At 39.3% G+C, this 21,031-nt stretch carries 15 protein-coding genes; 6 read left to right on the forward strand and 9 right to left on the reverse strand.

What is annotated here, in order from left to right; genetic code table 11:
• Positions 1 to 9: 9 nt before the first annotated feature.
• The 4 genes from ilvA to ilvG all read right to left on the reverse strand — a co-directional run bounded on the left by ilvA (position 10) and on the right by ilvG (position 5,417).
• On the reverse strand, positions 10 to 1,563 hold the full coding sequence (gene ilvA / locus CXF64_RS05505; RefSeq protein ID WP_007582109.1) for a threonine ammonia-lyase, biosynthetic: 1,554 nt from the start codon (positions 1,561 to 1,563) through the stop codon (positions 10 to 12).
• 2 nt (positions 1,564 to 1,565) lie between these two features.
• Entirely contained in the window at positions 1,566 to 3,422 is a 1,857-nt protein-coding gene (ilvD, locus tag CXF64_RS05510; protein ID WP_024591428.1) for a dihydroxy-acid dehydratase, read from the reverse strand.
• Between the two features lie 103 nt (positions 3,423 to 3,525).
• Entirely contained in the window at positions 3,526 to 3,771 is a 246-nt protein-coding gene (gene ilvM / locus CXF64_RS05515; RefSeq protein WP_101216539.1) for an acetolactate synthase 2 small subunit, read from the reverse strand.
• Entirely contained in the window at positions 3,768 to 5,417 is a 1,650-nt protein-coding gene (ilvG, locus tag CXF64_RS05520) for an acetolactate synthase 2 catalytic subunit (protein ID WP_007582116.1), read from the reverse strand. The genes ilvM and ilvG overlap by 4 nt, the downstream gene beginning before the upstream one ends.
• Positions 5,418 to 5,970: 553 nt before the next feature.
• Here ilvG and CXF64_RS05525 point away from each other — a divergent pair.
• From CXF64_RS05525 to CXF64_RS05550, 6 genes are all read left to right on the forward strand, one after another.
• Entirely contained in the window at positions 5,971 to 7,641 is a 1,671-nt protein-coding gene (locus CXF64_RS05525; protein ID WP_101216547.1) for a phosphoethanolamine transferase, read from the forward strand.
• The gene (locus tag CXF64_RS05530) at positions 7,638 to 8,009 is read left to right on the forward strand and encodes a diacylglycerol kinase (protein WP_024591426.1); all 372 of its coding nucleotides are present in this window, start codon (positions 7,638 to 7,640) and stop codon (positions 8,007 to 8,009) included. Before CXF64_RS05525 ends, CXF64_RS05530 begins: the two co-directional genes overlap by 4 nt.
• Entirely contained in the window at positions 8,000 to 9,979 is a 1,980-nt protein-coding gene (locus CXF64_RS05535; protein ID WP_101216540.1) for an LTA synthase family protein, read from the forward strand. The genes CXF64_RS05530 and CXF64_RS05535 overlap by 10 nt, the downstream gene beginning before the upstream one ends.
• A 73-nt stretch (positions 9,980 to 10,052) precedes the next feature.
• A complete protein-coding gene (locus tag CXF64_RS05540) occupies positions 10,053 to 10,727 on the forward strand; it encodes a response regulator transcription factor (RefSeq protein ID WP_033028815.1) in 675 nt (224 codons plus the stop codon).
• Positions 10,708 to 12,144, forward strand: coding sequence for a sensor histidine kinase (locus CXF64_RS05545; RefSeq protein ID WP_101216541.1), 1,437 nt, complete (start codon positions 10,708 to 10,710; stop codon positions 12,142 to 12,144). Before CXF64_RS05540 ends, CXF64_RS05545 begins: the two co-directional genes overlap by 20 nt.
• Positions 12,145 to 12,193: 49 nt before the next feature.
• Positions 12,194 to 13,072, forward strand: coding sequence for a TraB/GumN family protein (locus tag CXF64_RS05550; protein WP_101216542.1), 879 nt, complete (start codon positions 12,194 to 12,196; stop codon positions 13,070 to 13,072).
• A 47-nt stretch (positions 13,073 to 13,119) separates the two neighbouring features.
• Here the strand turns inward: CXF64_RS05550 and CXF64_RS05555 are convergent, their stop codons facing one another.
• The 5 genes from CXF64_RS05555 to CXF64_RS05575 form a co-directional block, all read right to left on the reverse strand.
• Positions 13,120 to 14,529, reverse strand: a complete 1,410-nt coding sequence (locus CXF64_RS05555; protein ID WP_101216543.1) for an ATP-binding cassette domain-containing protein — start codon at positions 14,527 to 14,529, stop codon at positions 13,120 to 13,122.
• 393 nt (positions 14,530 to 14,922) lie between these two features.
• Positions 14,923 to 16,650: a response regulator gene (locus CXF64_RS05560; protein ID WP_101216544.1), complete on the reverse strand. Its 1,728-nt coding sequence runs from the start codon at positions 16,648 to 16,650 to the stop codon at positions 14,923 to 14,925.
• Positions 16,651 to 16,773: 123 nt separating this feature from the next.
• A complete protein-coding gene (locus CXF64_RS05565) occupies positions 16,774 to 19,107 on the reverse strand; it encodes a fatty acid cis/trans isomerase (RefSeq protein WP_101216545.1) in 2,334 nt (777 codons plus the stop codon).
• Complete coding sequence (locus CXF64_RS05570) at positions 19,104 to 19,466, reverse strand: hypothetical protein (RefSeq protein ID WP_024591417.1); 363 nt, start codon at positions 19,464 to 19,466, stop codon at positions 19,104 to 19,106. Before CXF64_RS05570 ends, CXF64_RS05565 begins: the two co-directional genes overlap by 4 nt.
• An 86-nt stretch (positions 19,467 to 19,552) precedes the next feature.
• Positions 19,553 to 20,347, reverse strand: coding sequence for a VOC family protein (locus tag CXF64_RS05575; protein ID WP_101216546.1), 795 nt, complete (start codon positions 20,345 to 20,347; stop codon positions 19,553 to 19,555).
• Positions 20,348 to 21,031: the final 684 nt, after the last annotated feature.

Below are 21,031 nucleotides of genomic sequence, written 5' to 3' on the forward strand. Positions count from 1 at the left end.
AAAGAAGAATTATACTGAGGCGAGTTTTTCGGCTTTTTCTGCTTGCGGTTTTGATGTTAAAAATTGGGTAAAACACGGATTTTGTGTTTCATCTTGTACACTGTAACCTAGGCGATTCAAATGCTCGTTAAACATCTCGTACTGACTCGGCTCAATAGCAAAACCTGCCAGTACATTCCCCATCGAACCACCGTGATTACGATAATGAAATAAGGTAATGTTCCAATTGCTGCCTAAAGTATCTAAGAAGCGTGCAAGCGCACCCGGATACTCAGGAAATTCAAAACGCAATAAACGTTCATGTAATTGCTCTGGTGCTTTTCCGCCAACCATATAACGCACATGTAATTTAGCGAGTTCGTTATCCGACAAATCACAAAATTGATAATCGTTATTTGTTAAGTCTTGCTTTAACTCATTAAGCTCTTGCTCGCCTTGGCGCAGGGCAATACCTACAAATATTTGCGCTTCACCAGGTCCTGCATAACGGTAGTTAAATTCAGTAATAGCACGGCCACCTAAAGAAGCACAAAACTGTTTAAAACTGCCTTTTTCTTCTTTAATAGTAACGGCTAATAGCGCCTCGTTTTTTTCACCCAGCGCAGTACGCTCTGCAACATAACGCAGGCGATCAAAGTTTAAATTAGCACCCGACAAAACAGCGGCTAAGTGCAACCCTTTTAATCCCGACTGCTGACTCCACTTTTTAAGCCCAGCCGTTGCAAGTGCACCTGAAGGCTCTGCAATTGCACGCGTAGATACAAAAATATCCTGCATGGCTGCACATATTTCATCGCTAGTAACAGTTACAACTTCATCGCAAAACTTTTGCGCTAAACGAAATGTTTCAGTGCCAATAATTTTAACCGCTACGCCATCGGCAAAACTACCAACGCGATCAAGCTCTACTGGCTTACCGGCTTCAAGTGCTGCTTGTAAACACGCACTTTCGTCGGCTTCTACGCCAATTACTTTTATATCTGGACGCAGCGATTTAATGTAAACCGCCATACCAGCAAGTAAGCCACCACCGCCAACAGGAATAAACACAGCATCGAGTTCGTTTAATTGCTGCATTAACTCGCGCGCTACAGTGCCTTGACCAACAATGACATCCGGATCGTCAAATGGTGGTACAAATATACCGTTACGTTGCTCTGTTAGCTCAAGCGCATAGGCTTTTGCTGCATCAAAATGATGCCCATGTAATACAACTTCACCACCAAGTGCACGCACCGCGCTGACTTTTATTTCAGGCGTTGTTACTGGCATTACAATAGTCGCTTGATGCCCTAAGTGAGATGCACTTAATGCAACCCCTTGAGCATGATTACCCGCAGAAGCAGTGATAACCACTGAGCCTTTAGGTAATTTATTTAATTTGTTATACGCACCGCGTAATTTAAATGAATACACGGGCTGCTGGTCTTCACGCTTTAACCAAACATGGTTACCTAGCTTTTTACTGAGTTCAGCCATTTCGCTAACCTCAGTAACTTTAGCCAAAGGCTCCATGTTTGCTTGAATAATAGCGCGAAAATAATCGAGCTCTTGAGAGACCATAATTAACTAAGCGCCTCCAATTTAGCTAAGTCGCGCACAGCGCCTTTATCAGCACTTGTTGCAAGTAATGCATAAGCCTTTAAAGCAGACGATACATAGCGCTCACGATCAACTGGCTTGTACGCCATTTTTCCGCGTGCTAATTGCTTTTGTTTACGTGCCTCAAGTTCTTCATCGCTTAGCGCTAAAGTGATTTCACGTGTTGCGATATCAATAATGATTTTGTCGCCATTTTCAACATAAGCAATTGCACCACCACTCGCCGCTTCTGGCGATACATGGCCAATTGATAAACCCGAAGTACCACCCGAAAAGCGACCATCTGTAATAAGAGCACACTTTTCAGCTAAGCCTTTTGATTTTAAGTAGCTTGTTGGGTATAGCATTTCTTGCATACCTGGACCGCCTTTTGGTCCTTCATAACGAATAACAACAACATCGCCGGCTTTTACTTCGTTATTTAAAATCCCTTCTACTGAATCATCTTGTGATTCGTATACAATGGCGGTGCCTTCAAAATGTAGCATTTCGTCAACTACGCCAGCACTTTTTACAACACAACCATCAACGGCTAGATTACCCGAAAGCACAGCTAAACCACCGTCTTGGCGAAAAGCATGTTCAACGCTTCGAATACACCCATTCACGCGGTCATTATCGCCTTCATCCCAACGACACTCTTGGCTCATTGCTTTAGTAGTTCGAATGCCCGCAGGACCCGCACGGTAAAATTTGCGCGCTACTTCGTTAGTTGGGTCAGTTGCATCCCATTTTTTAACAAGCTCAGCCATCGTTGACCCTGCGACATGATTCACTGACATATCAACTAAGCCCGCTTTACCAAGCTCGCGTACGACTGCCATCATGCCACCAGCACGGTGGACATCTTCAATATGGTACTCTGGTGTTGCTGGTGCAACTTTACATAAAAACGGTGTTTTACGAGAAAGCGCATCAATGTGCGACATATCAAAATCAACGCCCGCTTCTTGCGCTGCTGCGAGTAAATGTAATACGGTATTTGACGAGCCGCCCATTGCAATATCAACAACCATTGCATTCATAAAGGCTGTTTTGTTAGCAATAGCACGTGGTAATACATCTTGATTATCTTTTTGATAATACTCACGACATAAATCAACAATACGAGCCCCTGCTTCAACATACAGTTGTTTACGGTCTTTATGAGTGGCAAGCGTGGTACCGTTACCCGGAAGTGCTAAGCCTATTGCCTCTAACAAACAGTTCATTGAGTTTGCAGTAAACATGCCTGAACACGAACCACATGTAGGACACGCAGAACGCTCTACTTGTTCTGAATCTGCATCACTTACCGACTCATCTGCACCTTTAACCATGGCATCAACTAAATCAAGTTTAATGTCGATGTTAGCAAGTTTAGTTTTACCCGCTTCCATTGGGCCGCCCGATACAAATATTACCGGTATGTTTAAACGTAGCGCTGCAAGCATCATCCCTGGGGTGATTTTGTCGCAGTTTGAAATACAGATCATCGCATCGGCGCAGTGACCATTTACCATGTATTCAACCGAGTCAGCAATTAAATCGCGTGAAGGCAGCGAATAAAGCATACCGCCGTGTCCCATCGCAATGCCATCATCAATAGCAATGGTATTAAATTCTTTAGGAACTCCACCCGCTTGGGTTATCGTCTCACCCATAAGCTCACTAAGCTGATTAAGGTGTACATGCCCTGGTACAAATTGTGTAAACGAGTTAACTACGGCAATAATCGGTTTACCAAAATCAGAGTCTGTCATACCTGTTGCGCGCCATAATGCTCTTGCGCCTGCACGTTTACGTCCTTCAGTTGTTGTTGCACTTCTTAATTTAGCCATAGTTACCTCAGTTTTTGCCGCAATATAAGCGGGCATTCCTCATTCTAAAATTGGTGAATAACCGAGTGACTCAGTTACTCGTAAATTATTTTTTAATTCGTAATTACACAGCCTGTTGGTGCTGTAAATTTTGTAAAGTGACTTCTTTTACATCCACCAGCTTGTTTAGCTGGCTGGTTAATAGGTGAATAGGTTTATCACTATCTACCGTCATGGCTACGTTGTATAAGCCATCATCCATATTGAGCTGAAAATGCGTTAGTTTAAAACCACGGTGACGCACCACTCGTAAAAAGCGCTCTACCGCTATACTTTGGCTTTTTAATGCAATAGTTAGGCTATGTTTCATTTTGCTTTCTCCGTCATCATTTCGTCGTTAGCAGCCCCAGGTGGTACAAGTGGCCAAACATTTTCTTTATCATCAATACAGGCATGTACTATGTACGGGCCTTTGCTGTTAACTAATGCTGTAATAGCATCATCAACTTGGTTCGCGTGGGTAATTGTTTGCCCTGGAATACCAAATACAGCAGCTAGTTGCACAAAGTCTGGGTTATCCGACAGGTTAGTTTCAGAGTAACGTCCTTCAAAAAAAAGTTCCTGCCATTGGCGAACCATACCCAAGCGCTGGTTATCTAAAATTAATATTTTTACAGGTAAATTATTACGGCGAATCGTGGCCAATTCTTGAATATTCATCATTATTGAGCCATCGCCCGATACAGTGATAACAAAGTCATCAGGGCGTGCTACTTGTGCGCCAATAGCAGCCGGTAAACCAAAGCCCATCGTGCCTGCGCCACCACTGCTTAAATGATTACTCGGGTGAGTAAACTTCATGTGTTGTGCTACCCACATTTGATGCTGACCTACATCGCAACACACAACGCCAGTTTTTGGCATGCGTTGGCTCAGTTGGTTTAATAAGTACGGTGCGTAGACCTTCTCACCTGGGTAGTCGTAACGCCACGCGTGTTTAATATTCATTTCTTTATTTGTGTCACACCACGCTTTAGGTGTTACAAAGCACTCAAGTGCGGGTAACGACGTTTTTAAATCAGCAATTAATGAAGCTTTAGCAGGTTTTCGCTTACCAACTTCAGCAGCATCGATATCTAAATGGATTACTTTAGCTTTAGCTGCAAATTTAGCTAAGTTACCCGTTACGCGGTCATCAAAGCGCGCACCTATACACACAAGTACATCACATTCTTGCACGGCAATATTAGCGGCTTGACCACCATGCATACCTAGCATACCTAAGTAATGCTCGTAGTCAGGTAACACACTGCCTAATGCTTTTAGTGTTGATACAGCAGGCATCTGCGTTTTATTTAAAAACTGCATTAACTCGTCTTGCGCATCAGCGGCTTGTACACCACCGCCTACGTACGCTACAGGCTGTTTAGCCTCACTCAACAATTGATTAGCAATAGCAACTTGCTTTAAATCTAACTCAGGTAAGTATTCATCAGCTGCAAGCCAAGGCTTAAAAGGGACTTGTGCCATTTGAATATCTTTTGGGATATCGACAAGTACAGGACCTGGTCGGCCGCTTTGCGCTAAATGAATTGCTTCTTGTAATATCTCTGCTAAGTCTTCCGCTCGTTCTACCATGTAGCTGTGCTTAGTACACGAAAGCGACATACCTAGTACATCTATTTCTTGAAACGCATCTGAACCAATAGCTGCAGTAGGCACTTGGCCGGTGATCGCCAATAATGGTACTGAGTCCATCATCGCATCAGCAAGGGCAGTTATTAAGTTAGTTGCACCTGGGCCCGATGTTGCAAAACACACACCTAATTTACGCGTGCTGCGAGCATAACCAACAGCTGCAAACCCTGCACCTTGCTCATGGCGAGTAAGGTAGTGTTTGACTGGCGCGCCATACAGCGCATCGTAAATTGGCATAATAGCTCCGCCTGGGTAGCCAAATACTTCATTTACGCCGTGTTTGGCCAATAAGTCGATTGTTAGTTCTGCGCCTGTCATTAATAAACCCTCATTCCTCAGTGACAACCCAATTACATTTTTACGCTAAAAACTTTACCCTTAAAACTAAAAAGCCCTCCGAACGGTTAAGTGCGGAGGGCTTTTTTAATGCTTAAGTTTTTAAAGCACTACGAAGCCCTCGCGGGAATAATCACCACGATAATAATCAGGACTAGGTTAAGTGCGTTTGTAAGCATGTAATTAATACCAAATTTTGTTCGATTATCGCGAAGGTTATTCCTTCGCTCTCTTTTTATATTAGTACCGCGCTAGGCCCTTTAAGTCAACACCAAAGTTAATCTAACAAAAAGACTAAAAGGCAATTTATCAGGTTTTAAAATTCATTATATAAGCTGGTAGTGGTTTTTTTATGCTCTAATTTTATTCTCAGAAATTCACTATTCTTATATCCCTTATTTAAGGTTTGATTAATTTTTGAGAATATTTTTATAAATAAAATTATTTATCACCTTCAGGTAATGCGTAGGTTCCCTTAAGCAGCTCTTAAGTATTATGGCATAGCATGGCGTTGTTATTTAAAACGAGCCTAAATATGAACGTAATTAGCCAAACATCAGCACAAAAAAAGCCAAATCGTAGTAAACGGTTTTACATTCACTGTAGTGCAAACGCCTTTGTAGTGATGATTGCCTGCTATTACTGTTTAGTTATAAACATTCCTTTTATTCAAGGTTCGTTTAGCGCCATCACCTCATTGGCTTCCTTTTCGTGGCTATTTTTACTTTCAGTGCCACTACTTTTGCTATGCCTTTTAATTATTTTCTTTTCGATAGTGTCGGTTAGGTGGTTACTAAAGCCACTTAATTACCTTTTACTGATAATTTCGAGCGCCGTGCTTTACGGCTCATTAAATTACGGCATCGTGTTTGACTATTCAATGATTCAAAACACGTTCGAAACAGATTCAAGCGAAGCGCTGAGCTATTTAAACCCGCAGCTCATAGCCTTTTTACTGTTGTTTTGTGCGTTACCTGTTTTTATATTAAGCAAAGTAAAAATACACTTTACTCGCCCTCATCAAGAAGCGATTAGTCGTATAAAACTTATTGTAGCGTGCTGCTCATTAATTGCTTTAGTGGTCGTAAACTTTTACGCCGACTACGCAGCTACTGGCCGTAATAACCGTATTTTGAAAAAAGAACTCATCCCATTTCAGTATCTCTCTAGCGGTTATAAATACATGCGCGATCAGCTGCTGTATACCAATATGGAATTTAAAAATATAGATGCAACACCCACCCTCATTGCACCCAATACCACCAGCGTAACAGTTATGGTTGTTGGCGAAACCGCACGAGCAGAAAACTTTGCTTATCAAGGTTATAAGCGTAACACCAATCCTTATACACAAAAGTATAATGTGACGTATTTTAATAATGTGGCGTCTTGTGGAACCGCTACTGCAGTGTCTGTGCCGTGTATGTTTTCACTGCAAACACAAGATAACTTTGATCGATTAGCAGCCGACAACCAACAAAACCTGATTGATTTAGCACAACAAGCTGGCAGCGACGTACTGTGGGTTGATAACAACAGCGGCTGTAAAAACGTATGCACCCGTGTTGTTAATATTGATATACCAACCACCCCATCAGCGCTTTGCGATGGAAAATATTGTTTTGATGAAGTGCTTATTGCTCCACTTAAACGCAAACTCGCTAATTTAAGCCAAGCTAACACCGTTATCGTCCTACATATGATGGGCTCACACGGACCAACCTACTTTAAACGCTACCCAGATAAATTTAAGCAATTTACGCCCACGTGCGACAGAAGCGACATTCAAAACTGCTCACTCGATGAATTAGTTAATACCTACGACAACACAATTGCGTACAGCGACTTTGTTAACGCCCAAGTAATTGAGCAATTAAAAACACTGCCAAACAACATAGATAAGCAGTTTTTATATGTCTCTGACCATGGTGAATCACTTGGCGAAGCCGGTGCTTATTTACATGGTTTTCCGTATAGCTTTGCACCTAGCACACAAACGCATATTCCTCTTTATATGTGGGCTGATGAGCATAATCAGCGCATTACCAATACCTGTTTAGCTAATTTAGACACCACTGCTGCACGCTCACACGACAATATTTTTCACACTCTTTTAAATTTAATTGGCATTAAAAGCAAAACGTATCAGGCATCCCTTGATTTACTTGCTAGCTGCCAAACAACACCAAGCGAAATAAAACTATGAGTAATAAAACCGTTATAAAACGCCAAGGCTTAATGCGCCTTATTTTTACCTTAAGCCATTCTTTTAACGGCTTAAAATGGATGAGTCGATTTGAAGCGGCGTTTCAACAAGAGTTAGCACTGTTTTCGTTACTTGGTGTGTTTGTATGGCTACAAGAAATTGCACTAAGCGATAAATTATTACTTAGTGCCAGCCTGCTGTTTGTATTGTTTGCTGAACTTGTAAATACGGCAGTTGAGGTTGTGGTTGATAGGATTGGCAGTGAATACCATGAGCTTTCGGGTCTCGCTAAAGATATAGCCTCTGCCAGTGTGTTTATAGCTATGTTAATTGCCGCACTTATTTGGTGGGCTGTGTTATGGGCATAAAGCTAACTTTTATAGCTAAAATAACGAGGCTAATATTTAAAGTAATACCTAAGGTACAAAATGCACTTGGCCCTGTATGGATTTTTGTTGTATTTGCTGTTTTGGCACTTAGCTTGTTAACACTTGCTCGCTTTGGTTTAAGTGTATGGCAAGGCGAACGTGTATTTGGATCGCATGCGTGGTTATCTATATTTATAGGTGGTTTAAGAGTTGATATAGCCACTCTAAGCTACATTATTATGCCCGCATTACTACTTACCTTACTGATGCAAAGCGTAGGTTGGCAAAATAAAGTACGCGGCCTAATAAAAATTTACTTAGTGGGGATGTCTGCTTTACTCGTTTTTTTTGAAGTGATTACGCCTACGTTTATAAACGAGTACGACTTGCGCCCTAACCGCTTATTTATAGAATATTTAATTTACCCTAAAGAAGTCTCAAAAATGATTTTTTCAGGCTATAAGTTAGAAGTATTTATTGCTGTTATAGCACTTATTTTAAGCTGTAAATTTGCAAGTAAAATATTTAGCAATCAATGGCAAAGCAAGTCATCACTAACAGGTTTAAATCAATCAATTTTAGCGCTTGTTTTAGTATGCTTAACTATTTTTGGCGCCCGCAACTCATTAGGACACAGACCACTTAACCCCGCCATGGTCTCGTTCTCTACTGATCACTTACTTAACGACTTAACCCTTAACTCACTTTATAGCGTCGCATTTGCAGTTAAGCAACTTTCTAATGAGCAATCAAGCCAAGACTATTACGGTAAAATGCCCACCGATGAATTACTTAGTATTGTGCGTAGTAACATGCAAAATACGCAAGCCGCATTTAGTGATGTAACCGCCCCTACAAAAACGTTTCATGGCGCAAGTAATACAGGTAAACCCAAAAATTTAGTCATTATTTTACAAGAAAGTTTAGGTGCTCGTTATGTAGGCACGCTTGGCGGTTTACCGCTTACACCTAATATAGACGCCCTTTATAAACAAGGCTGGGGGTTTGATAATTTATACGCCACGGGTACACGTTCAGTACGTGGAATTGAGGCAGTAATTACAGGGTTTACACCAACGCCTTCGCGTGCAGTTGTTAAGCTTGATAAATCACAACGTGACTTTTTTACCATTGCTGATTTTTTAGCGAAGCAAAATTACAACACGCAGTTTATTTATGGTGGCGAAAGCCATTTTGATAACATGCGCAGCTTCTTTTTAGGCAACGGTTTTAAAAGTATCGTAGATACAAATAACTTTAAAAAAATAGACTTTAATGGCTCGTGGGGCGCATCAGACGAAGACTTATACGACCAAGCCGATATAGAACTTACTAAGCTTAAAAATCAAAACAAACCTTTTTTTAGCCTTATATTCTCAAGCTCTAATCATAGTCCGTATGACTTTCCTGACGATAAAATAACGCTGTACGACAAACAAAAACAAACCCGTAATAATGCAGCAAAGTATGCAGATTACGCGCTAGGTACATTTATCGAAAAAGCCAAAAAATCGAGCTACTGGGACGACACTGTATTTATAGTTATTGCCGATCACGACTCGCGCGTATCGGGTTCGAATTTAGTACCGGTTGATCACTTTAAAATTCCGGCCGTTATTTTTGGTAAAGGTATTACCCATAAACGAGATAGCCAACTAGCCAGCCAGATCGATATTCCTGTTACTCTACTGTCTTTAATTGGCGCAAGTGGTAAGCACCCTATGATAGGCCATGATTTATCAAAGCCAATTAGCGACAACAAACAACGCGCAATGATGCAATACGACAAAAACTTTGCCTACATGCACGATAATAAAGTGGTGGTGTTACAACCACAAAAACCAGCAACCACCTATACGTATAGCAATAACCAGCTTGTACCATGTGAAAACGATGAGCAACTAGTTAAAAAAGCCCTAGCCCACGCGAACTTAGGTAATCTAGCTTATACAAATGGTTGGTACCATTAGTTATTATTCTTGCAGTGACTTGATAATAAAGCCTTGTTAAAGTAACAAGGCTATTTTTATAAACCGAGTAAACATGAAAATCCTCGTTATTGAAGACTCTGAAGCACTAAGACGCAGCTTGCAAGTTGGCCTTAGCAACCTTGGTTTTACCGTAGATGAAACAGGTGATGGCTCAGAAGGGTTGAGTATGGCACTGAGTGGAAACTACGACCTCCTTGTACTTGATTTAATGCTACCCAGTGTTGATGGCATGAGTATTTTACAAGCACTGCGCAGCAGTAATAGCCAAAGCCGTGTGCTAATTTTATCTGCACGAAGTGAGCCTCAAGATAAAATTAACGGTCTTATGAAAGGCGCTGACGATTATTTAACTAAGCCATTTTCGTTTGAAGAGTTACATGCTCGTGTCCTTGCATTACTTCGTCGTGGTTCACTGCAAAACCAACAAAATACCCTTACCGTAGGTGATTGCGTATTAGATCTCTCGCTTAAAACTCTTCACTACAAGCAACATGTCATTGAGCTCACTCGCAATGAATACAAAATAATAGAATGCTTATTTAATGCCCCAGAGCGAGTATTGGGGCTTGAACTTATAAGTGAAGCGGTGGTAGGTCAGTTTGATATGCTCTCTAAAAATGCGCTTGAAGCACACATCTCAACCATACGTAAAAAAGTAAGACAGTTTGACGGCGAGCTCCCGATAAAAAATAAACGTGGATTTGGTTATGTCGCAACAACAAAATAAAAGTCACTCAATAAAACGTAAACTCGTTAATAATATTAGCGCTGTGATCTCAGTTATTTTATTCACCATATTTTTAACCGTTGATTTAAGCGTTGATACTTGGGTGGAAGATCAGTTCAATCAGTCTTTAACTAACAAAGCTAACTACTTAAAAACCTTAGTTGAAGATGACAACAACGTGGTTGAATTTGATTTTGCTGGTGAATTTATGTCGGAGTATGAAGCAGCCGATGCCACGGAGTTTTACCAGTTATGGCATGGCCGTGATGTGTTTGAGCGCTCGGACTCATTAGCGCTTTATAAAAATGCTAACCTGCCTTTTTTAGAAATGCCGATAAACGAATCTAAAATTATAGATTACGAGCTCCCTAACGGGCGTGATGGCCGCGCACTTATAAGTCACTTTGTAGCCCAAAAAGACGATAGAAACCCCACTCACTCTGCTGTTTTTAATACCATGACTCTTGCGATTGCAGCGCCGACAGCCGAACTTAATAAAGTACTTATTATTATTGATGTGGTCTTTATTTTAACCTGTGTGCTTGGTGTGTTTGGTGTGCGCTATTTAGTGACACGTATTGTAAATAAAGGCCTGCACCCGCTACATAATTTAAATGATCAAATTAAGTTACTCGATATTACCGGTGTTGCGCAAACAATAGAAAGCGACTTTAAAGTAGAAGAAATAGAACCCATACGTAACGAGCTAAATAAGTTTATTACCGTTAATCAGCAACTCTATAGTAATGAAAAACGCCTAACAAGCGACATTGCACACGAGCTAAAAACCCCAATAGCTGAACTCATAAGCCTTTCAGAAGTTGCTATTCGCTACCCTGACGATAAACGTATTAGCGACACCTATACCAGTGATGTACTTAGTATTTCACAGCGTATGAAAACGATAGTAAATAACCTATTGTTATTACAACGTTCAAACAGCAGTACAATGAAATTAGATATAAAAGCAATCCCCCTCAATAACTTAGTCAATCAAACTATTAATGAACTGACTTTTAAGCACCCAACTATTAAATCGCGTTTAAGAAGCAATATTAGTGACGACCTTACACTTATGGCTGACGAATTTAGTTTAAATACTATTTTGTGTAATTTGATTGATAACGCACTATTTTATGGACTTCCTGAAGACCCTATTAGATTAAGTGCGGTAAATAACACGAAAAATATTACTGTCTGTGTTAGTAATAAAATACAAAAGCCACTAAGTCACGATCAGTTGACCGCTATTTTTGATCCGCTCTATCAGTTAGATTCGTCACGAACTAATAATCAACGCCACGGTTTAGGGTTATCTATTGTGCAGAGCTTGTGTAACTTAAATGGCCTTACAATTACAGCTAACAATACCAAAGATACCACGCTAACGTTTATATTAACGTTACCCACTAAGTGAATTTAGGTTAGTATTTATATTACTAATTCTCGAAATTTTAGGATAAACCATGAATGCCCTGATCCGCATGAGCCATTTATTTATTGTGGCGTTACTTATAACATTTAGCTTTAACAGCTATGCTGCTCCTGCCATATACAAGATAGAAAAAAATGGCGTTAGCTCTTACTTATTTGGCACCGTACACGTTGGTGATGCCAGCATGAAAGGCTTACCTAAAAATGTAACCGATGCAATTAGTGCAAGCAAAGAAGTCATTGTTGAAGTTGATATAAGCAAACTTACTCCACTTGAAATGCAGCAGCGTTCAATGCCATTTATGATGCTAAGTGACGGTAAAACACTGCAAACTGAGCTTTCAAAGCAAAATTATACCAAGCTAAAAGATTACTTTGCTAAAAAGTCGATTGATATTGCTATGTTTAATGGCTTAAAGCCTTGGGCTGTTATGGTGACTATGATGCAAATTGAATTTCAAAATGCAGGTTATTCAGATAAAACCGGCATAGACAAGCAAGTGCTTAGTTATGCTAAAGAGCATAATATTAAAATTGGCGAGCTTGAAACCCTAGAACAACAACTACAAATGTTTGATGGTATGGCGCTATTAAGCAATGAAATGATTGAAGAAACCTTTGAGCAACTCAGCGATATTAATACTTACTTTATCAAATTAGTTAATGCCTGGAAAAGCGGGGATATGGATACACTAACCGATTACTACAACATGAGTTTTGATGACAGTAATTACGGTGAAATTAGCGAGCAAGTAATGCTAACTAACCGCAATAATAATTGGGTTAAACAACTCACACCGCGTTTAGCAAACGAGCAACTATTTATTGCCGTAGGCGCTCTGCATTTACCTGAAAAACACGGGTTACTTAAACAGCTACGAGATAAAGGCTTTAGCGTTACTCGTCTTTAAAATAAAAATGGGTTGAGTGAATTTTCGCTCAACCTTTCTCTGAGTTTTTAATTAAAGTCTTCCATTTTTAAGTAATTCTCTATTCCTTCAATTTTGTCTGCCGCATGATGATTTACATAAATCACAGTACTTGTATTAGCAGCACAAATTTTCTCTATTAGTAGCAGTACACGTTGCCTGTTTGCTTCATCTAATCCTAAGCAAGGTTCATCTAAAATAAGTAACGTTGGATGCTTTACCATAGCTCGTACAATTAAAAGCATACGTTGATCGCCGTACGAAAGCTGGGTGAATGAGGTGTTTTGCTTGTCACTTAAACCAATAAATGCCAGCCACTGCTTAGCAATATTAATTTGTGCATCGCTCGGCTTTTGATATAAACCTATGCTGTCATAAAAACCAGATATAACAGTATTTAAAGCCGATATACTTACGCGATAATCCATATGTAGCGCGTTAGATATAAAACCAATATGCTGTTTTATATCCCAAATACTCTCCCCGGTTCCGCGTTTAAAACCGAACACTTCAATGTCATTGTTATAACACTGTGGGTTATCACCTGTTATTAAATTTAATAGGCATGTTTTACCTGAACCGTTCGCTCCAGTAAGCTGCCAATGCTGATGCTTTTTTATAGTCCAATTGAGATTTTTGAATATGCTTACGTCACTATAACTAACTTTAGCATTACTCAATTTAACTAAGGTATTACCAGTGAATGTCTTTTGCTCTTGCTCGGCGTCAGGAGATGGCACATCCAATGAAGTATGCTCTAAATGAAGTAGTTTTAGTAGGTCACTTAATTGCTCACTACTTGGCTTTGCTAAAGTATGTAACAAGCAACCTTGGTTTACATAGCCATAGTGAGTAATGAATGAAGGGATTTCGTCTAGGCGGTTTAGTACAAAAACAAAAGTAATCGTGTGGCTAAGCTCTATGAGTATTTTATTAAGTTGCTGGCAAGATTGTACGTCGAGTCCATCAAATGGCTCGTCAAGCACGACTAACTCACTATGGGAGCTGAGTGCTTTTATAAGTAGGAGTTTACGAGTTTCACCCGTTGAAAGTTCTCTAAAATGCCTATTTAGTAATGAGCTAAATTTAAATAATTCTATTAGCTGCGCTAATAACTCACCATTATTACTATGCTCTGCAAATATAAGGTCTTTAACGAGGCTATGCTTTTCATGCTCTAATTCTTGGGCCAGTAACTGTTTATGCGAATCTGAAGACACGAGCATAAGTTTATTAATACTACTTATACGCTTACCACTTTCGCACTTAGCTTCACCAACTAACGCAGCTGTCAGTGCAGATTTACCGGCTCCATTAGCACCTAGAAGCAGCCAATGTTCTCCTAGATTCACTTGCCAATCTAGGTTGCATATGTCGTAACGACTTTTGCCTTGTCCTTGTAAGTAACCATTAAATTGCTCAAGCGTAATTGACTGCACTAACTTTTCCTAATAAACCTTAAAACAGCAAGTTAACGCATATTAAAAGTGCTTAGCAAGCTTGTTATCTGCAAAATTAATTTATTTCACTAGGGCGTATTGATCTTTGTGGATTGAAATTTGTTCAATCTAGGGGCGATTAAATCGCGGCGCGAGGTTTGTAACCTAGTGGGCTCGATAACTGCTCCTGCGTTATTCTAATGGCTTACATCCATGTAAGAATAAGTCAAAACCGAGTAACAAAGAGTTAATCGTCCCTAGAAAGAACCCAATGGGCAGCGCATGTTTGGTATTTATGCTGCGTTATCGCCTATTTATGGGGAATAACCACACTACATAGGCTCTGCCTTGCCTAAAAACCAAACAGTCTGCTGCAAATTCAACTACCAAAGATCAACACGCCCTAGCAACGCTAATACTATTTAATGCGTCTTTAATTGCTTGCTGACTTATTGGTTTATGAATATGAAGGTTAGCCCCGTATTTATAAGCTCGCTCTATATCATTTTGTGAAGTATTTGCTGTTATAACAATAATTGGCATTACTTTATTAAGATCAGAGCGTATTTTTTTAATCGCCTCAAACCCATCCATTACTGGCATATTTAAGTCCATAAAAACAGTATCGTATTGATTTTCACTCACCATATCGCACGCGACTTTGCCGTTTTCAGCGCAATCATAGCTTAAACCTAATAAGCTAAGTATGCGGGTCAGTAATATAGTATTTAATGGATTATCTTCAACGACTAAACACTTTAGTTTGTCATTTATTTTACGAGGGTTTGGGAGAGCTTTACTGGCAATTATTGGTAAGTGCAAAGATACCAAAGCACCATGAGTTTTATTATTTGTAAAAGTAATTTCACCATGCAGTGCTTTTACAACGTATTGAACCCGGGTTAGGCCTGTTCTTAACCCTTGAAAGTGATTAGTTTGTTTAAATGAGTCAAATTCAAGACTGGTAATCTTCTTCGAAAAGCCACTGCCAGTGTCACTCACCGCTAAATGAAATTCATCATTTAAAAGCTTAGCTGAAACAGTAATTTCACCCTCTGTCGTAAACTTAATAGCGTTACTGATTAATTCTGTAAGCGTATGCTGCAAACGTTGATGATCCAATTTACATACACAATTTAATGATTCATCTAAACAACTAACTAGTTTCAGGCCTTTTTGCTGACAAGCATGCTCGTAAGCCATTAGTACTTTATTACACGACTCTAGAAGGTTTTCATTTTTAAATTGCGGTACCCACTTACCTGTACTTAAAGCTTGCAAGTCCTGCAGTTCATCTAATATAGCTATTAACCTAAGTGCGCAGTAATTAGCTTGGGTTTTAACGCTTTGCTGCGTATCAGAAACCTTTAACTCCTCAATAGACGTAATAAGACCCTGTAAAGGAGTTCTAAATTCGTGACTTGCTCTGGCAATAAAATGCTCTTTATTTTGACTCACTTGTTGAGCGAACTCTTTTTGTTTTTGGTATTTAGACAATGCGTTACCTATTTCTTTTTCCATTGGCATAAATACAAATCTTAACTCTACAAGTAGTAAAAACATCGCCATAAGCCAAAATAATAATTCAAGGTTAGATACCCAGTTTAATTTTTGGACAGCTTGCTCTTCAAATAAATTCACTGCATGATCTAGTTGCTTTAATAGCTCTTCAACCTCAGTTACAGAGAATATACGCTTATCTACTTGGCCTTGTTGATAAAGCAAATTTTCCGCTTGCTGGATATATGTTGCAACTTGGGAATCTAGTTTATGAGGAGCTAACGTATATAGCTTAATAAGCTTAGGTGTAAGGTACTGATACTCTCCATTAGCATTTTTTGAAAGTAAGTAATTATGAGTTTTTTTGAATGATACGACTGATGCCTTTAACGCTTTAGTATGCTCAGAAATATTTGTTGCCGATAATAATAACTCATTACTATGCCAAGCTATTTTTTGAGAAAGCATTCTCTGCTTACCAGCCATATTTATTATTTTGGCGTCGTATTTTTGCACCGAAAAATAATACTGCATAAGTGATGCTGATGTGCTTATTAATAGTGCTATTGCTATTAATGCCCATCGGTAACGAGTACGGATATTCGCGACAACTTTAAACATACTAAGCCCTGTTTTTGTTTTAAGTGTAGCTCAATTTTTTAGAACTAATAAGCAGCTTAAATAATGATTATTAAATAAAAAAGCCCAACTAAAAAGTTGGGCTAATAAAATAAAACTATTTAACTATCTATTTTCTAAACGGTTATAGTCGAACATTCCATATTCTATCCCACGATATTTTTTAGCTGTATCGTGCAATATATCGCTGTATTGCCAAAACTGTGGATGAGTACGTCGAATACCAAACTTAGATTTCAATGCACCATAATCAGCTTCTATTTGCATCATAGGCAATTGCTCGGCAAAAGCATTTACTTGCTGCTCGTTATTTAAATACCAAATAGCTGCTGGATAATCTCCGATAAACCCAGGAACAATAGTCGCGGTATCTTCATCATAAGCACGTTGGCCATCTTCGTTTAATAAACTAGATATATTGTAGTGCGCATTATGATGAATAATAGTGTAGCCCTTATGGCTATAATCTTCTTGCTTTACAAGTATAAAAGAAAGCTGAGGCAATAAGTTAACCGCTTTTGCTGGCATGTTACTTATTACATTTAACGGCTTTGGCACTTTAGTGTAGTTGTATTTTTCACTTAAAACTGGCGCTAAGGCTTCTTTCATCAAGGTATATAGTTCATGCTGTGGATCATCAGTTTCATAGTTAATACCACTGGGCTGGCTAAATTCTCGGTTACTTTTAAAGAACTTAGATAAGTCAGGTGGTGAATTACGGTACCACTGCTTTTTGATTTGATTACGCTTGTGCTCAGGTAATAGAGCTAAAAAGTTTTGCTCTCCCTCTAAACGTAAAAAATCCATATATAAACGTGTAACCAATTGATGACCTATATTTCCGTATACATCAAAGCCTGCCACAAGCAAATAATGAATACGTTCAAATAACGCATAATCAAGTATCCACGTGGTTTTAGGCTCTTGACCAATAAAACCTTTAACAACAGTTGCACTATCAAAATGGCGGAAAATAGTCAGCGCAGCATTTTTATTATGCCCATTACCTTTCCAAAGCAAGTCAGTTGTAAGATGCTCGCCACCTTTAAACATTTCGTTAGCAAGCTCAACTTTTGCCTGTAAGTATTTTTTCTCACGAACTGAATATTTAACCCAGCTAGAAATAGGTAACGCATTGCTTTCCTCTGCGGCAGGAAGTTCTAGCGCTTCTTCATGTTGCATTAGCATTTCCCCTACAGCAGGAGTCGCAACCTTATCAGGATCAGCAAATGCCACCCAAAAGTGATCATTTATAACATTTAAAGCAATCTGACCACGACAAACAGGCCCTTTTATAAAGCCCATAATAATTAACTCTGCTTCATCAAGCATAAATTGATATTTAGAATTAATAGGAATAACTTCAAAAGTTTTAAATGGGTTAGATGCTGACTTAGGCTCATAACTCGGCATTTGCGTAACTTTATAATCTGGCGCAATAAACTGCTCGTACAAACGCAGTAATTTAGTTTCATTAAGCTCAAGTGGTAAATGCGTTTTAGAAAGTATGGTTGTACGCTCTTGCATAAAACGATAATAAACACGGCTAACTTTAGGGTCATCGTATGGACGACGCGTATTAATTAACTTTATTTCCTCACCAGGAGGCGTACTTGAGCGAACTAGTTTAAAAAAGCTTTGTGGGTTCTCTGACGTAAAATAAATATGTGCTAAAAACCAATGTTCATAAATATAACGTGCTGATAACTGATACTTTAAGTTATCTTGATTTAAAAATGCTTCCCAGCCCTTTATTTTATTCTGATCATACTTACTTGGTGGCTCAATATGTGACATTTTACCGCCATTTTTAAGCCAGTTCTGTAAATGATTAAACTCTTCGCGCGAAACCCCAGGTAAACCATAAGGCATACCGCCATGAGGTTGCTCGTCAGCTAATCGGTCAAACTCCCCCATTGTTGCACAGGTTTGCGAACGCCCTAATGAAAAATCAAATTCATCATCTAGCACTTCATTAGTTGGTAATTCATAGCTTTGCTTTAACACTAAACTATTAAATAACACACTGCCCGCTAAGTTTGCTTCTTCACTTTGTACGCGCTCATTTAGCACTGGCGTAAAGTTTTTTTCTCGCCATTGCTGTGTATTGGTTGCATCAAACAATAAACGGCTTGGGGTCGTTGCCAATAAACGAGTTCCATCGTAAACGAGCTCTTTACTCAAACCTCGATCAATACCTTCAGGGGATGAGAGCTTAAGCTGACAAGGTGCGTCGTAACAACCATGGCAAACGACGCAGCGAGTATCGAGTACTGGTTTTACGTTTTGTAAAAAATCAGCTCCAGCAAGGGTAGAATGTGGAACGATACGCTCTTGCGCTTGTTCAGGGCCAAATAAATCATCGTAATGTGCATTACCTAAGTAAGCACAACCACTAAGGATAATTAATACAAATGTACTTATTATTATTTTTTTCATTCGTCCTCGTCACCTAAATCGAAGGTGGGCATCATATCCATTTGAGGAGAAACGAATGTTTTTTGACCTTCAGTATTCAAAACAATACTTAAAAGAGGCCCATGCGTTAATGTTATCTGCGCATCATGCTCTTGCTCTAATATACTTAAATACAGAGAATCAGTTATAAGCAACTCATAACCGCTAACGGTAATAGCTACACTGCTATCTTCACTTGGATTTTGGCAAATTTGAGCAAGTAACTCATCATCAAGTCCAATTGATATTTCAAAATCAGGCTGCTCTAAATCTCTATCACTTAATGATTCATCTAATAGAAATAAAGGAAGGGTTAAATTGCTATCTTGTTCAAATTCCATTGCGTTCTCTGCACTTTCTGACGATTTAATTGGCGAGTATTATAACAAACTAGCGAGTAAATTAACGCTAAAGCTAATGTAACTGTTTAAACGTCATCTATAACAGATTCGATCACCGAAAATACACCACCTTGAGGATCGCATATAACACTAAAACGACCAACATCGGGGATATCTGTTGCAGGAACACATACTTGTCCACCTAAGCTAGCGGCTTTATTTACTGCCGTATCGCAGCTCTCTACTGCAAAATAAATCATCCAATGAGCAGGAATATCTTCAGGCCAGTCGCTTGTCATCTCAAGCATACCGGCAATTGGCTGTCCATCAACCAAAAATAAAATGTAGTTCATACCTTCCATTGGCTTTATTTCACTTTCCCAGCCTAGTAAAGCACAGTAAAAATCTCTACTTACTTTACTATTTCTGGTTGCTAACTCATGCCAATAAGGCGTGTTTAATTCACCTAAGTACTTACAACCTTTATGCTCATTGCCTTGCCATAGTGCAACAGTGGCACCTACAGGATCTTTTAGCATCAACATTCGTCCTGCATTCATAACATCATGAGGACCGGCAATAACTTCAGCACCTAGTTCTTTAGCTTTTAGCGCACAATCATCAACATTGTCGACGGCAATGTAAGCCAACCAATGACTTGGGATCCCTTCACTAATTTGCTCTTTAGGCATTTCATACATAGCGGCTATATCACCACCTTGCTTTTGTAGCATGGTGTAATATATGTCCTCCCCAATAGGTTGATCGTCATACCCCCAATCAAATAATGATGTATAAAACGTCTTACCTTCTTTCCAATTGTGTGTACAAAGTTCTGACCAACAAAAAATGCCATGTGGATGATTATCAATTTCACTCATTATTAAACCCTTATTATTCTATTTTTATCTAAACGAACTATGTCACATTTTATAAACTACATAATTGAACAGATCATAAATTGAGATTAGAGCAATAACTAAGCGGAGACGATAAAAGAAGGGCAAGAATTCGTTATTCAGTTGTTTCATATATGAGGCTTTTAACGCAGTTAGCGTCAGATTTAATCCCTCAAATTGATTAAATATTATTGCTGATCGATATAAATGATTTACTAAGAAGTCCTTCGCTCTAGCGGAATCCCTGAATCACTTTTTTGAAGACGTAAAAAGCCCGAATCATTAGATTCAGACGCTCTACAATATAAAGTCGGTACGCTACGCAGTATATCAGCGTCGGGAGTCGCTATGCTTGCCCGCCCTGCGTGCTAGGTGTTGATGTGAGTGTGTATTAATTGCGCGCATTTACTTTTCTGCAGACGTAAAAAAGCCCGATTCTTTCGAATCGGGCTTTCTACAATTTGAAGCCTGGTGATGTCGTAGTGCCCACAGCGGTGGAGAGCCACAGTGAAATGCTACACTATCATAGGTCGAAGCTTTGGTTTCACTACTGAGTTCGGCATGAGCTTTTGGCTATTTACTAAATCCCAGACAGCAAAAAACCCGTCACATTGCTGTAACGGGTTTCTACAATTTGAAGCCTGGTAATGTCCTACTTTCACATAG

Source organism: Pseudoalteromonas sp. GutCa3, from assembly GCF_002836155.1.
In the GTDB taxonomy this organism is placed as follows: Bacteria; Pseudomonadota; Gammaproteobacteria; order Enterobacterales; family Alteromonadaceae; genus Pseudoalteromonas; species Pseudoalteromonas arctica.